This is a genomic window from Flavobacterium sp. WC2430 (assembly GCF_040822075.1).
Taxonomy (GTDB): Bacteria; Bacteroidota; Bacteroidia; order Flavobacteriales; family Flavobacteriaceae; genus Flavobacterium.
This window is the reverse complement of sequence record NZ_CP162007.1, coordinates 3727052-3742856: the sequence shown is the minus strand read 5'-3', so window position 1 is coordinate 3742856 and position 15805 is coordinate 3727052. Positions and strand designations below refer to the sequence as shown.

Below are 15805 nucleotides of genomic sequence, written 5' to 3'. Positions count from 1 at the left end.
TGTGGACTTTTGAAAACGAGTACTTTCAGCTGAACGTAAACGTTATTAAAAACTGTAATTCCACTAAACCCACAATCTTGCTAAATGGCGGTTGTGCGATGTTATTTGATTTTTAAAGCTTTTTTTAATTTAATACTAAGTTCTGTTTCAGGATAAATAATAGTTTCTTCAGTTTTGTTTAAAATAGCATCTAATTTGACCATTTTACTGATAAATGGTTTATGAAAGTCGATAGGTAATTCAGTCGTTATTTTCTTACATACCTCATATGCTATTTCATGCTTGTTACTTCTAATACAGATTTCAACAAAATTTGATAGACCATCAAGAATGAAGGCACGACATTTTGAAGAATATGACATTAAATCTTTGTTTTTAACAATATCAAATAATCTTAAACCTGGATAATTATATAGTTTATTAAATCTATCTCTTTGGTCTTGATTTATTCTTCTAAATTCCTTTTCATCTATTTCATTAAATCTTTTCTTGTCTTTTAAACTATCTCTTTCTGTTACTAAATTATATGTTGCATACTGTAGTTGAGTACCTAAAATTTGTAGATAGCTTTCTTCAGTAATTTTTGGTCTTGTACTTAAAAAATTATCTAATATTTTTACCGCATTATTTCTATTGTTAAAACTATTTTCTACCCATAAATACCTAGAATTCATTAATATAAATTCAGAATTATTTGAAAACCAATGTTTATAATCCTCAAACTGTTTTAGGGCTTTTAAAATATCGTTTTTATGGTTAGCAAGATATTCTGCATAGTTTAAAATAGCTTTAACTCTAATTTCTTCTTTTGCTGTTTCTCTTTTAATAATTCTTCTGTATTGATTTTCAACTGAAGATTCCGTAAGGGTAAATCTTGAAGAATCGGCTACTTTTAATAAAGCTAAATCTGTATCCATTTTTTTTCCACTACTAATATGTGTAAATCTATTAGTAATTGCAGGGTCAAAATCTTTACTTTTATTATCGTAATAATGTCTCATAAGATTTAGAATTTCATGAGAATAAACTTTGAATATTTCTTTATCTATCAATTCTATGATCTTTAATTTTATAAGCTCATTAAGGGTTTTGTCAAAATTTTCTTCAAAATCTTCCTTGCCTAAAATAAATTTCAAATTTTGGATAGTACCTGTTAAATCGTTAGAGTCTACTAATAAATTAATAGCTAGAAACATATTTTTCGCTTCGACTGATAGATATTCTAAAATCCTGTCATATAAGAATTTAGTAGCAGATTCTGAAGATTTTATGTCAATTTCAAGTGTTTCTTCGATTGATGATTTTTGTGCTAATAAAATTGCAAATTGTAAAATAAATAATGGTCTTCCAGAAGTTATTTCATGAATTTTATTTTCATATTTCTTAAAAAGCTTGATTTCATTTGCAATATTTCTATTTGGGAATTCATTTTTATACGCTTCTATCAAAAATTCAATTGTCTTATTTGATTCAAGTTCATTACATTCAATTTCTTCACCCGTTATTAAAGTGGCTGATCTAGTCGTGATTATTACTTTATGATTATTAATATTTAATTTTTTTATAAAATCAATGATTTTAAATTTTTCTTCAGAAACAAAAGTTTCAAAATCATCAATAATTAGAAGCATTTTACCTTGATAATTTATAATCTCATCAACACTATTTATGGGATTATTGAAGATTATATTATTTGTGAATTTTAATATTTCATCTAAGGAATTGATATTTGTTGGTATCTCTTGAATAATCCCTTTATAAAAGTTGTAATATCTATCTTTAGCTGATGTGAAGACTATATAATCAAATTTCTTACTGTCTTGATTACTTAAAATATCACATACATTTTGAACCGCTGCTGTTTTACCAATTCCACCATGTCCCCATAAAGTTGCAAAAACGGATGATTTATTTTTTAATAAAAAATCTATAATTTGATTAGAAATTCCAATGTCAATATATTTTTTAAAATTTTTGTCAATTAAATTAATAATTGTTCCATTGCTTGTTTTTCTTTTAAGAATATCATCTAAAATCGTAAAAGTTGCTAGTTCTTCAAATTCTATTGTTTTTCTATTTGTTTTTAAAAGTTGATTAAATTTAACTCGACCAGTTAATTTTTCATCAATTGAACAAAATGTATAAAAATTATTTTCATCCTCTATTTCTATGAAAGGTGTTATTCTAAAATATTCATTACTTGTCGTTTTTATGTATAGTGAATCAATTTCGAAATCCATAATTTCAGAGGGACAATTCCAAATCATGTAATCATTTCCATTTGCCTTATAATTAATTCCAGTATAAATGTTTTTATCCTTCTTAAATACTTTTACAAAGTCAATATCAGAGAATAGGCTATGATTTTCATTGTTTTCAATGTCTTCAATATATTTTTCTAATATTTCTATATGTTTAATTGTGTTGTCTTCGAATGAATATCCATGTCCAATTAAATCATTTCTTGAGGAAGGATATGAGTTAATTGATTGAACAACACTTTTTAAGTTTTTATTTTTAAAAATTTCATTTTCAATATCTAAATGCCTAATAATTGAAACTAATGCACCAATAGAAGGTTGTAAAATTGAATTAAAAACAATTTCTTTTTTATCTTCATCAATAATTGAAATGTTTTTATTCCACAAATACCCAAGCATTAAAATAAAATAGAACTCTAGTTTGGCTTGCAAATGAATCTTTAATTCTTCATTTCTGTCAAGTGACTTTAGAATGTTTGTTTTTTGATCTATTTTTGATTTAATATAATTGTTCATAGTTTTCGTTTTTTATAATATCGCACAACGTTATGCCACTTTGAGATGGCTGGAAGTTCGTAAACGCTCAGTTTTCGGCTTAACGATAACTTGATGCGAAACGGTAATTCTACTAAACTCCAGCTAGCTCAAAATGGTTGTTACAGGTAGTGCTTATTTTGTGTAATTTAATGTAGAACAAAAAAAAGTACTATTATTATAATCCAAATTGGAACACGTGGATCAACTTCATCAAAAAACTTCGGTTTTTTGGTGAAACAATATACTCCACCTGTCATTATAGTCACTGAAAATAAGATTATATATACGTTTTCTGAATCTTTATTTTCCTTTTTGTTTCTGCATTCAATGTCTATATATTCTTTTTTATTTTTCACAAGCGAATGAATTTCACAAGTTGCTTCAGTATCAAAATTTTCTATATCATCTTTTAAAATCTGAATTGAAATTGTATCACCAAAATTTATTTCATTTATTACTTCATCATCGTTGACGCACCTATAATCAAAATCAGCAATTTTGAAAGTAGATTTGTTTTCAATACATTTAAATTCGATCCATTTTCTACCGTGTTTCCCAGTAATTTCTTCAAATTTGGGTTTGTCGGAAGCTATTAAATTTTCAATAATTTTAAGGTCTGATGATTTAATTACGTAACTATCACTATGAACACTAATGAATAAATACGCTCCAATAATAAAACAAATTATAGCTACTGATAAGTAACCTTTTCGTTTTTTATCCCAATCGTCTAGATTATCATCCATAAATTTTTGGTTGAAATATTCCGTTTATTTTCCCCTGTCAGCGGATGCATTACCTGTAACGTCAGTTCGTCTAATAACCTGCAAACAACGTTGTTTTGTATTAATTATAAAGTAAATATAGACGATTTAGATTACAATTAGCTTCTTTTTGTAAAAAAGGAATTGGATTGGTAATACTATAAAAGAACCGTAAAAAGCTTTAAAAAGTGGCTTTATTACAACAAAAAATAAAGCCACAGTTTTTAGGTACTGTTTTAATTCATTTTGGTCAATTAAGTTGAATATTCTCTTGAGGTTGTAGGCTGTGAAGATGAGTCCTACATCAGCGGAGGCATGTTTAATGGTTTTCTTGGTCATAATATAATAGAAGTCCCATTGGCGTTTGATTACTCCATAAGGATGTTCTACTATGGCTTGTCGTCTGCGATATACTTCATAATTATTCTCGATTCTCACTTTGTTTTCATAAATCAAATCGGCATACTGGGATCTCTCGATGAGTCTTCCTTTTTTGTTTTTGGTACATTTATTAAAAAAGGTACAACTCATACAAGCATTTGTTTTGTAATGCTTCATTTTAGTGATTGACTTACCGTTTGTTTTATTGTACCAGTTTGCGTTGGAGTTCAGTGTTTGATTTGCGGGGCAAATATAAGTATCGTTGTCTTTATTGTATTTAAAATGCTCTACATCAAAAGCTATATCTGGTGCGTGAGCTGATACGCCAGGAATGGCAACTAATACGTCAATTCCCAGTCGATTAGCATATTGAAATTCGCTACCTGTGTGATAGCCTTTGTCATAAATGGCGGTAAAATCATTGTGTCCTAAAATGGCTTTAGTGCGACGCAACATACCGCCCATAGCTTTAGAATCATTTTCGTTAGTGACTTTAAAATCAATCGGGATATTGTGCAGCGCATCTACTGTGGTTTGTACGGTATAAGCCACTTCCGAGATATTATTTCTGGTCATAATTTGGCGACTATCAGGGTCTGAAGTAGAGATTTGAGTTACCCCAGTGGTGTCAATAATCTTTTGATATTCGATATATTTTTGTTTTTGAAAGGAATGTTTTTTAACCTTCTTTAGAATTTTTTCTTTCTCAACTTCATCGGCATCCTCTTTGGCGAGAGCCGTATTGTATTCTTCCAATCGTGCATCGATGTATGCAATATGACGCTCAATTTTAGCTGGATTGAAATTGTTTTTCTTGGAGTTTTGAGCTCTTAGTTTAGTACTGTCTCCAGCGACAAGGCTTCCGCCAATGAGTTCAAAGTGTGCAGCCATTTTTACTGTAGCACGAAAAACACGAGCAATGGCTTTAGGATTGTCTTTTCTGAAATTGGCAATGGTATTATGATCTGGAGCTAACCCTTTGATGAGCCACATCAATTCAATATTACGAGCACATTCTTTTTCTAGAGCACGGGAGGAACGCATTCTATTGAGGTAGCCGTAAATAAAGAGTTTAAGTAAATCGGAAGGATGATAGGCAGGTCTGCCGTTTTCGACAAATTGGAAATCGAATCCAAAATCTGGTAATTTAAGACTATCTACAAAAAGATCAATGAGTCTAACTTGATTGTCTTGTGCAATGGCCTGATCGATGGATGAGGCAAAAAGAGGGAGTTGGTTTCTGTTGGTCCCAGAAATGAATTTACTCATAAGCTATCTTTTTTAGCAGTATAAAAACATACTTAAAGATAAAGAAAATCAGTTAGTTATCAAAATATTTTGAACGATTTTTAATACAAATGATAAAATAACGGGGAGGGAGGTTTTTAGACAGTTTGACGTTCCCACGATTGTATAAGTTGCAAATGATTAATCACTAATAAAACCAAATAAACACTATGGACTTTAAAAACAAAATTGCAGAAATAATAACTAAAACTCACAGAACACCACAAGAACAAGCTGATGAAATATTACAATTAATTACTGATAATTCCGAATCCTTGCAATTGATACAATCGTGTGTTGTAGGGCAAAGCGAACAGTTTTATTGTGATGGACAAGAAAACAATAAAGACCGTTGCGAATCACAATGTTTAGGATGTGCAGGTATGGAGGAAATACACTCACAATAAAATTGCCTACAACGTCAGTTCGTCTAATAACCTGCAAACAACGTTGTTTTGTATTAATTATAAAGTAAATATAGACGATTTAGATTACAATTAGCTTCTTTTTGTAAAAAAGGAATTGGATTGGTAATACTATAAAAGAACCGTAAAAAGCTTTAAAAAGTGGCTTTATTACAACAAAAAATAAAGCCACAGTTTTTAGGTACTGTTTTAATTCATTTTGGTCAATTAAGTTGAATATTCTCTTGAGGTTGTAGGCTGTGAAGATGAGTCCTACATCAGCGGAGGCATGTTTAATGGTTTTCTTGGTCATAATATAATAGAAGTCCCATTGGCGTTTGATTACTCCATAAGGATGTTCTACTATGGCTTGTCGTCTGCGATATACTTCATAATTATTCTCGATTCTCACTTTGTTTTCATAAATCAAATCGGCATACTGGGATCTCTCGATGAGTCTTCCTTTTTTGTTTTTGGTACATTTATTAAAAAAGGTACAACTCATACAAGCATTTGTTTTGTAATGCTTCATTTTAGTGATTGACTTACCGTTTGTTTTATTGTACCAGTTTGCGTTGGAGTTCAGTGTTTGATTTGCGGGGCAAATATAAGTATCGTTGTCTTTATTGTATTTAAAATGCTCTACATCAAAAGCTATATCTGGTGCGTGAGCTGATACGCCAGGAATGGCAACTAATACGTCAATTCCCAGTCGATTAGCATATTGAAATTCGCTACCTGTGTGATAGCCTTTGTCATAAATGGCGGTAAAATCATTGTGTCCTAAAATGGCTTTAGTGCGACGCAACATACCGCCCATAGCTTTAGAATCATTTTCGTTAGTGACTTTAAAATCAATCGGGATATTGTGCAGCGCATCTACTGTGGTTTGTACGGTATAAGCCACTTCCGAGATATTATTTCTGGTCATAATTTGGCGACTATCAGGGTCTGAAGTAGAGATTTGAGTTACCCCAGTGGTGTCAATAATCTTTTGATATTCGATATATTTTTGTTTTTGAAAGGAATGTTTTTTAACCTTCTTTAGAATTTTTTCTTTCTCAACTTCATCGGCATCCTCTTTGGCGAGAGCCGTATTGTATTCTTCCAATCGTGCATCGATGTATGCAATATGACGCTCAATTTTAGCTGGATTGAAATTGTTTTTCTTGGAGTTTTGAGCTCTTAGTTTAGTACTGTCTCCAGCGACAAGGCTTCCGCCAATGAGTTCAAAGTGTGCAGCCATTTTTACTGTAGCACGAAAAACACGAGCAATGGCTTTAGGATTGTCTTTTCTGAAATTGGCAATGGTATTATGATCTGGAGCTAACCCTTTGATGAGCCACATCAATTCAATATTACGAGCACATTCTTTTTCTAGAGCACGGGAGGAACGCATTCTATTGAGGTAGCCGTAAATAAAGAGTTTAAGTAAATCGGAAGGATGATAGGCAGGTCTGCCGTTTTCGACAAATTGGAAATCGAATCCAAAATCTGGTAATTTAAGACTATCTACAAAAAGATCAATGAGTCTAACTTGATTGTCTTGTGCAATGGCCTGATCGATGGATGAGGCAAAAAGAGGGAGTTGGTTTCTGTTGGTCCCAGAAATGAATTTACTCATAAGCTATCTTTTTTAGCAGTATAAAAACATACTTAAAGATAAAGAAAATCAGTTAGTTATCAAAATATTTTGAACGATTTTTAATACAAATGATAAAATAACGGGGAGGGAGGTTTTTAGACAGTTTGACGTTCCCACGATTGTATAAGTTGCAAATGATTAATCACTAATAAAACCAAATAAACACTATGGACTTTAAAAACAAAATTGCAGAAATAATAACTAAAACTCACAGAACACCACAAGAACAAGCTGATGAAATATTACAATTAATTACTGATAATTCCGAATCCTTGCAATTGATACAATCGTGTGTTGTAGGGCAAAGCGAACAGTTTTATTGTGATGGACAAGAAAACAATAAAGACCGTTGCGAATCACAATGTTTAGGATGTGCAGGTATGGAGGAAATACACTCACAATAAAATTGCCTACAACGTCAGTTCGTCTAATAACCTGCAAACAACGTTGTTTTGTATTAATTATAAAGTAAATATAGACGATTTAGATTACAATTAGCTTCTTTTTGTAAAAAAGGAATTGGATTGGTAATACTATAAAAGAACCGTAAAAAGCTTTAAAAAGTGGCTTTATTACAACAAAAAATAAAGCCACAGTTTTTAGGTACTGTTTTAATTCATTTTGGTCAATTAAGTTGAATATTCTCTTGAGGTTGTAGGCTGTGAAGATGAGTCCTACATCAGCGGAGGCATGTTTAATGGTTTTCTTGGTCATAATATAATAGAAGTCCCATTGGCGTTTGATTACTCCATAAGGATGTTCTACTATGGCTTGTCGTCTGCGATATACTTCATAATTATTCTCGATTCTCACTTTGTTTTCATAAATCAAATCGGCATACTGGGATCTCTCGATGAGTCTTCCTTTTTTGTTTTTGGTACATTTATTAAAAAAGGTACAACTCATACAAGCATTTGTTTTGTAATGCTTCATTTTAGTGATTGACTTACCGTTTGTTTTATTGTACCAGTTTGCGTTGGAGTTCAGTGTTTGATTTGCGGGGCAAATATAAGTATCGTTGTCTTTATTGTATTTAAAATGCTCTACATCAAAAGCTATATCTGGTGCGTGAGCTGATACGCCAGGAATGGCAACTAATACGTCAATTCCCAGTCGATTAGCATATTGAAATTCGCTACCTGTGTGATAGCCTTTGTCATAAATGGCGGTAAAATCATTGTGTCCTAAAATGGCTTTAGTGCGACGCAACATACCGCCCATAGCTTTAGAATCATTTTCGTTAGTGACTTTAAAATCAATCGGGATATTGTGCAGCGCATCTACTGTGGTTTGTACGGTATAAGCCACTTCCGAGATATTATTTCTGGTCATAATTTGGCGACTATCAGGGTCTGAAGTAGAGATTTGAGTTACCCCAGTGGTGTCAATAATCTTTTGATATTCGATATATTTTTGTTTTTGAAAGGAATGTTTTTTAACCTTCTTTAGAATTTTTTCTTTCTCAACTTCATCGGCATCCTCTTTGGCGAGAGCCGTATTGTATTCTTCCAATCGTGCATCGATGTATGCAATATGACGCTCAATTTTAGCTGGATTGAAATTGTTTTTCTTGGAGTTTTGAGCTCTTAGTTTAGTACTGTCTCCAGCGACAAGGCTTCCGCCAATGAGTTCAAAGTGTGCAGCCATTTTTACTGTAGCACGAAAAACACGAGCAATGGCTTTAGGATTGTCTTTTCTGAAATTGGCAATGGTATTATGATCTGGAGCTAACCCTTTGATGAGCCACATCAATTCAATATTACGAGCACATTCTTTTTCTAGAGCACGGGAGGAACGCATTCTATTGAGGTAGCCGTAAATAAAGAGTTTAAGTAAATCGGAAGGATGATAGGCAGGTCTGCCGTTTTCGACAAATTGGAAATCGAATCCAAAATCTGGTAATTTAAGACTATCTACAAAAAGATCAATGAGTCTAACTTGATTGTCTTGTGCAATGGCCTGATCGATGGATGAGGCAAAAAGAGGGAGTTGGTTTCTGTTGGTCCCAGAAATGAATTTACTCATAAGCTATCTTTTTTAGCAGTATAAAAAACATACTTAAAGATAAAGAAAATCAGTTAGTTATCAAAATATTTTGAACGATTTTTAATACAAATGATAAAATAACGGGGAGGGAGGTTTTTAGACAGTTTGACGTCCCGCTACTACAGCGGGTTTGGGATTAAATTAAGGTCATTATTCGGATTTGCCAAATCATCACAAATACAAAACCATTTTTCCATTAAGCCAATTGCCCAAATCCGTTGTAGTAGCTGTTATGCGTTCGGTTTTTTATTCAAATATTATATATTCGTATTCTTTTGGCAAATGTTTAAAATCAAAGTTTTCTAATAAATAGTCATCTTCTACTTTGTAAAAATCGTCATCATTATCTTTTACAAACGCATCAATAAAATCATTTTCGATATTTATTAGCAATCCAACATCTACTAAGTTTTGAGAGTAAACTAATGTTCTAACAATATAAATATTTGAAATTTTTCTGTTTTCGGACACAACAATACATCCATTTATGTTTGTGTATTTACCGTTCACTTTTTCAAACTTGACAGACATAATATATGTGTTTTCACTTGGATTCTCGCAACAATATATTTCGGCTTCAATATAAAAATCTTCATACTCAAAAACATATTGAATTGGTGTCCACCATATTTTTTCCGGAGTTTCAGATTTCAAGTAACTGATTAAAACAAAATCATCAGTGTCAAATAAATATGTTTTCATTCAGATCTGTTTTTTTCGTTCTGTCAAACTGACGCATAACTTGTATATAACATCAAATATATACATCTTTTTAGTATTTTTTTAAGGTAAACGCAGTTTTTTCTTACTCGCTAAACGATTTAAGTGACTGATTATTATTTAAATGGCTCTTATTGAAAGAGAGGTGAAAAGGGGAGTTGATTTTCTAGTGTATTTCTTTATCGTGGGGTTGCATGAGGGATGGAAGTGGAAATCCTTTTATGTAACGTAGTGTAATAAAAGATTGCAACGTACAGCCCGACCCTGCTGGAACGGAGTGGAAGCTGGGGCATGCCCAAAATAAGCATAAAAAAAACCGACTTACAGGTGCAAATCGGTTGTGATGAATAAAGAGGACTCTTTTTATTTTGTAGGTTGTTTTTCAAACATTTCTAATTCGAAAATTAAAGTGGCATTGGGAGGTATAACGCCACCAGCACCGCTTTCTCCATAAGCTAAGTTAGAAGGGATGAAAAGTATTGCTTTGTCACCATAAGACATTACGCTTAATCCCTCTAAGAAACCTGGGATCATTCCGTCTTTCTTTCCTGCTTGAAAAGGAAAGGCGGCGTATCCGTTTTGTGCAGCTCTATTGGCATCGTATTTTCCGTATGCTTTGGCTACTTCTTCATAACTGCTGTCAAATAAAGTTCCATCTTCAAAATAACCGGCATAATGGAAGTAGAATGTACTGCCATCAACTGGTTTTACTCCTGTCCCTTTTTGTATGATTTTATAAGTCAAACCAGATGGAGTAGTGGTAGCAGTTGCTTTGGCAGCAGCAAGGTAGGCTACTTTAGCCGCAATTACGCCTGCATACTTTTCATTAGTTGCTTTTACTTTTTCGGCTTCAATTAAAGCTTGTTTTTTAGCGTCTTCGGCTTTATTTTCATAGTAGTTAGCAAATACTTTTGATGCATCAAAATATTTAGCAGCAGCTCCTTTTCGTGTAATAGTCACTTTAGTAATTACATCCTCTTGAGCAATACTATTAACAACATCCATTCCTTGAGTTACATGACCAAAAATGGTATGCTTGCCATTTAACCAGGGTGTGTCTTTGTGCGTTATGAAAAATTGACTCGAATTTGTTGCTGGACCAGAATTAGCCATGGCTAAAACACCGCCTTTGTCAAACTTTAAATCGGTAAATTCATCTTTGAACGCATATCCAGTTCCACCGGCACCACTTCCAGTTGGGTCTCCAGTTTGAATCATGAAATTACTAATTACTCTATGGAATTTTAAACCGTCAAAAAAAGGTTTCCCTTTTAATTTTTCATCAGTTACAAAAGTGTTTTTTCCTTCCGCAAGTGAAATGAAATTAGCCACTGTAATGGGCGCTTTTTGGTATTCTAGTTGTAGGGTAATATCTCCTTTGTTTGTAGCTATTGTGGCAAAAATTCCTTCAATAGCAACGGGTGCTTTAACAATGGATTTTGTTGTAGATACAGCTGTTTTTTTTGTAGTAACGGCTTTTTTTGTATTTTGAGCTTGGGTATTTAATACTCCAAAAAATACTAAAATTAAAAGTTTAAATTTCATCTTGTTTAAATTTAAGGTCTACCTTTTTTTGGTCTTATTTATTATTTTGCACTTGGATCTAATAACTCTATTTCAAAAACAATATTTGCATTGGGAGGAATAACATCTCCTGCACCACCTGCGCCATAAGCTAAATGCGAGGGTATGAATAAAATTGCTTTATCACCCAAAGATAATTTTTCTAATCCTTCGATGAAACCAGGAATCATGCCATCTTTTCTTCCCGCTTGAAATGGAATAGGTTGATATCCGCCTTGATTGGCCCTGTTTTGATCGTATTTTCCAAAAGTTTGTGCTACATTTTCAATACTACTATCAAAAAGTTGGCCATCTTCTAGGAAACCTGCATAATGAATGTATAACGTTGACCCTTTTTCTGGTTTTTTACCACCGGCTTTCTTAGTGATTACATATTTAAGACCACTTGAAGTTTTAGTCGCTTTACTCTTTAAAGCATTGAAATATTTTACTTTATCTTCTCGAACATCTTTGTATTTTTCATCGTATGCTTTTTTGTTTTGAGCATCGATTTCCATTTTTTTCTTTTGGTTTTCTGACTCAACAGAAAAATAGTTGAAAAATGTTTTTACAGCATTAAACTTTTTTGCTGCTTCACCATTTCTAATGATGGTAACACTTTTTATAAAATCATTTTGCTCAATTTTATTAACCACTTCCATTCCGTTTTCGACTACATGACCAAAAATGGTGTGTTTTCCGTCTAACCATGGAGTGGCAACATGAGTGATGAAAAACTGACTGCTATTTGTTGCTGGACCATTATTAGCCATGGCCATAATACCACCTTTGTCAAAACGCAAATCGTTAAATTCGTCTTTGAATTTATAACCACCGTCTCCAGATCCTGTTCCTAGTGGATCTCCAGTTTGGATCATAAAATCTTTAATCACTCTGTGGAATTTTAAACCATTAAAAAAAGGTTTTCCTTTAAGATTATCATTGGTAACAAAGTCATTTTTTCCTTCGGCCAAAGTCACAAAGTTAGCCACTGTAATAGGCGCTTGCTTGTAATCTAAGGCTAGAATGATTGTTCCTTTACTTGTTTCTATTTTGGCATATAAGCCATCAGGAAGATTACTGTTTTCATCTTTACAGGATGTCAAGGTAGCAAGTACAAGTAATACAAATAGGATGCTTTTTTTCATATTGATATTAATTAACGAATTATTTTAAGGTATCTTTTATTTGAGTTATCGTCTTTTTTACGGCGGATTGAGACCTTGGAGTGGTGTCTTTATTTACCTTTTTTAAAGTATTGTCAGTAGATAATGTCTCTAATTCTGCTTGTTTTTTATAAGTTGATTCAGGTCTAAAATCACGTAGCGTTACAGTGCAAAGTAAAGGCTGATTGACCCCAATTTTTTTATTGTCTCCATGATACCCAAAACCCATATGAGAAGGGAAAAGAAAGTTTACTTTTTCATTTCTATGCATTAGTTTAATTCCATCTCTTAATCCCATCATGATATCTTCTTTGTCGATATGATAAACCTGAGGTCTTAATTCTAGTTGAGAGTAAATAATAGTGCCGTCAAGGTCTTTTACTTCATAATCAAAGTAAGCAATATCTCCTTTTTTTGGACTGATTGTATCAATGTCATTTTTTATTTCATAAGAATACCAATACCCTTTTGATGAAGAAAAATATTCAACAGTTGGTTTGCTTTTCATTAGTGTCTTGATTTGATCTTCTTCAGTCGCTACTAGTTTTTTATTTCTAGCCACTGATTTTTTCATGAAAGTCCCAGACGTATGTGAAATAGGTCTTCTGGCTTCTTGATGCTGTTTACAGCTGGAAATTAGTCCAGATAAAAAGAGTGTAATTACAATTAAATAGGTATATTTCATATTGGACTATATCGTTAATTTTGTTACTAAATCTTCAAATTTACTTACTGTTTCACTCATTGAAACGTCTGATTTTCCTCCTGCAGCATTACGATGACCACCTCCATTAAAGTGTTCTCTGGCGAATTCATTCACATCAAAATCCCCTTGAGAACGGAAAGATATTTTGATGATTTTTTCTTCTTTATTTTCAATAAAAATAGCCGTAAATACAACTCCTTTAATACTTAATCCGTAGTTTACAATACCTTCCGTATCTCCTTTTACATGTTCAAAAGTATTTAATTCTTCCTGAGTAAGCGTCGTGTAGGTAGTATGGTGTTCTGTCAATACTTTCATGTTTTGAAGTGCTCTTCCTAACAATTGTAAACGACTGTACGAGCTGTTTTCAAAAAGTAAATTTGGTATTTTGGTATTTTCAACTCCTAAATCGATTAATTCTGCAACAATTCGGTGGGTATTCCCAGTAGTTCCTGGAAATCTAAAAGAACCAGAATCAGTTAAAATTCCTGTATAGATACAAGTTCCAATTGTTTTATCAATAGCTCCTTTTTTGTCTAAAAACCCAATGAAGTTGTATAACATTTCACAAGTAGATCCAAATGAAGTATCAGAATAAGTGACTGTAGCATAATCATCTGGTTTTTGATGATGGTCAATCATGATGAATGGTGCTTTCATCTCTGCTAGTACTTTTTCCATTTCTAATCCTACACGGTGTAATGCGTTGAAGTCCAATGTGAATATCAAATCGGCTTCTTCAAGTATTTTAGTGCAGTTTTCTTTGTCTTTTTCAAATATTTTAACGGTTTCAGACCCAGGAAGCCAAGCTAGAAAATCGGGAAATTCATTTGGTGCAATTACTACTGGTTGGTGATTATTTTTTAATAAAAAATGATACAAACCTAAAGTTGAACCCATAGCATCTCCGTCAGGACCTCTGTGTGGGATGATTGCTATCTTTTTTGGTGTTGCTAATAGTATTTGTACTGCTTGAATGTCTTGTGTTTTCATAGTTTGCGAAATTACATTTTTTTAATGTAAAGTTTTTAATCATTTGCAATTTAACATGCTTTTTAGATATTAGAAATTATCTAAATTTCTTCTTTTAAATTTTTCGTACAAATGATATTTGGGTCCTTTGACTATTTGGGAATGGTAGATGCCTATAGGACCCGATGCGAAATAGGCTATAAAACAAGCAAGTCCAATATAAATGCCGCTTTCTACTCCAAAAAGTTCCATACCCATAACGGTACAAGCTATTGGAGTATGTGTTGCTCCCGAGAAAACTGCTACAAATCCCATTCCTGCCAAAAGTGCTATGGGTAGTGGTACAAAAAGGGATAAAGTGCTCCCTAATGTGGCACCTATAAAGAAAAGTGGGGTAACTTCACCGCCTTTAAAACCAGCTCCAAGCGTAAATCCCGTGAATAAAATTTTCAGTAAAAAGTCATAATATTCACTTGGTTTTGAAAAGGACTCAACAATAATAGGAACTCCTAAACCCAAGTATTTTGTTGTACTGATGAAATACATAGCTACCGCAAAAAGGAGTCCGCCTACAAAAGGACGTAGTGGTGGGTATGGTATTGTTTTCGAAAATAAATTTCCCCAAAAATGCGTGCTTCTCGAAAAAAGCATCGCTGCAAGTCCAAACAAAATACTTATTGGAATGATCCAAAGCAGTTTTTCAAACCCAAAGTCGGGAGTGATAGGAATAGAATAATGCGTATGTTTTACGTCCCATAATTCTACTGTAAAATAAGCTAGGAAAGCCACTAGGAAAGACAAAACAATACTTTTGTATGTAATTTTACTAAAATATAATACTTCTAAAGCAAATATTGCACCTGCTAATGGCGTTCCAAAAACGGAGGCAAAACCTGCGCTAATTCCTAATATAATTAATGTTTTTCTTTCGGCTGGGTCTAAGTTAAAGATTTTGGTAAATTGGTCGGCAATTGAACCTCCCATTTGAACCGCCGTTCCTTCACGTCCTGCTGAACCACCAAAAAGATGGGTTACAATAGTTCCAAAAAGTACAAAAGGCGCCATTTTTAATGGAATGGTCTTTTTTGGTGTCTCGTATTCTTCCAGTAATAAATTATTGCCTCGCACCACTGATGCTCCATAATAATGATACAAAAGACCAATAAGTAAACCACCGATTGGTAAAAGCCAAATAATCCAGCTATTTTGTTCTCTATATTGTGCAGCCCATTCTAAAGAAACTAATAGTAGAGCTGAGGCTGAACCAGAGAAAAAGCCTATCAGGATACAAATGAGAATCCATTTGAGACCGAGCACAATTATTTTTTTAATTTTTTCTAAATTCATGTATTT

General features: G+C 32.8%; 13 protein-coding genes. 2 read left to right on the top strand and 11 right to left on the bottom strand.

The features are described from left to right. Positions 1-101: 101 nt before the first annotated feature. The 3 genes from AB3G36_RS16310 to AB3G36_RS16300 all read right to left on the bottom strand — a co-directional run bounded on the left by AB3G36_RS16310 (position 102) and on the right by AB3G36_RS16300 (position 5212). The gene (locus AB3G36_RS16310; protein WP_367754528.1) at positions 102-2777 is read right to left on the bottom strand and encodes an NB-ARC domain-containing protein; all 2676 of its coding nucleotides are present in this window, start codon (positions 2775-2777) and stop codon (positions 102-104) included. Positions 2778-2944: 167 nt separating this feature from the next. Beyond that, a complete protein-coding gene (locus AB3G36_RS16305; protein ID WP_367754526.1) occupies positions 2945-3544 on the bottom strand; it encodes a hypothetical protein in 600 nt (199 codons plus the stop codon). A 126-nt stretch (positions 3545-3670) separates the two neighbouring features. After that, positions 3671-5212: an IS1182 family transposase gene (locus AB3G36_RS16300; protein WP_367752421.1), complete on the bottom strand. Its 1542-nt coding sequence runs from the start codon at positions 5210-5212 to the stop codon at positions 3671-3673. Positions 5213-5400: 188 nt separating this feature from the next. Here AB3G36_RS16300 and AB3G36_RS16295 point away from each other — a divergent pair, with 188 nt between their 5' ends. Beyond that, a complete protein-coding gene (locus tag AB3G36_RS16295; protein ID WP_367754524.1) occupies positions 5401-5637 on the top strand; it encodes a hypothetical protein in 237 nt (78 codons plus the stop codon). 79 nt (positions 5638-5716) lie between these two features. On the opposite strand, the gene AB3G36_RS16290 is transcribed toward AB3G36_RS16295, so the two are convergent. Continuing rightward, a complete protein-coding gene (locus AB3G36_RS16290) occupies positions 5717-7258 on the bottom strand; it encodes an IS1182 family transposase (protein ID WP_367752421.1) in 1542 nt (513 codons plus the stop codon). Between the two features lie 188 nt (positions 7259-7446). Here AB3G36_RS16290 and AB3G36_RS16285 point away from each other — a divergent pair, with 188 nt between their 5' ends. Further along, the gene (locus AB3G36_RS16285; RefSeq protein WP_367754524.1) at positions 7447-7683 is read left to right on the top strand and encodes a hypothetical protein; all 237 of its coding nucleotides are present in this window, start codon (positions 7447-7449) and stop codon (positions 7681-7683) included. A gap of 79 nt (positions 7684-7762) precedes the next feature. On the opposite strand, the gene AB3G36_RS16280 is transcribed toward AB3G36_RS16285, so the two are convergent. The 7 genes from AB3G36_RS16280 to AB3G36_RS16250 form a co-directional block, all read right to left on the bottom strand. Then, positions 7763-9304, bottom strand: coding sequence for an IS1182 family transposase (locus tag AB3G36_RS16280; RefSeq protein ID WP_367752421.1), 1542 nt, complete (start codon positions 9302-9304; stop codon positions 7763-7765). Positions 9305-9571: 267 nt separating this feature from the next. Further along, positions 9572-10027, bottom strand: coding sequence for a hypothetical protein (locus AB3G36_RS16275; RefSeq protein WP_367754522.1), 456 nt, complete (start codon positions 10025-10027; stop codon positions 9572-9574). 381 nt (positions 10028-10408) lie between these two features. Then, a complete protein-coding gene (locus AB3G36_RS16270) occupies positions 10409-11590 on the bottom strand; it encodes a peptidylprolyl isomerase (RefSeq protein ID WP_367754520.1) in 1182 nt (393 codons plus the stop codon). 41 nt (positions 11591-11631) lie between these two features. After that, positions 11632-12756, bottom strand: coding sequence for a peptidylprolyl isomerase (locus AB3G36_RS16265; RefSeq protein ID WP_367754518.1), 1125 nt, complete (start codon positions 12754-12756; stop codon positions 11632-11634). A gap of 19 nt (positions 12757-12775) precedes the next feature. After that, the gene (gldI, locus tag AB3G36_RS16260) at positions 12776-13459 is read right to left on the bottom strand and encodes a gliding motility-associated peptidyl-prolyl isomerase GldI (RefSeq protein WP_367754516.1); all 684 of its coding nucleotides are present in this window, start codon (positions 13457-13459) and stop codon (positions 12776-12778) included. 6 nt (positions 13460-13465) lie between these two features. Further along, the gene (locus AB3G36_RS16255; protein WP_367754514.1) at positions 13466-14473 is read right to left on the bottom strand and encodes a bifunctional oligoribonuclease/PAP phosphatase NrnA; all 1008 of its coding nucleotides are present in this window, start codon (positions 14471-14473) and stop codon (positions 13466-13468) included. Positions 14474-14542: 69 nt separating this feature from the next. Beyond that, positions 14543-15799 carry a voltage-gated chloride channel family protein gene (locus AB3G36_RS16250; protein WP_367754512.1) on the bottom strand — a complete coding sequence of 419 codons (1257 nt, stop codon included), beginning with the start codon at positions 15797-15799 and terminating at the stop codon, positions 14543-14545. Positions 15800-15805: the final 6 nt, after the last annotated feature.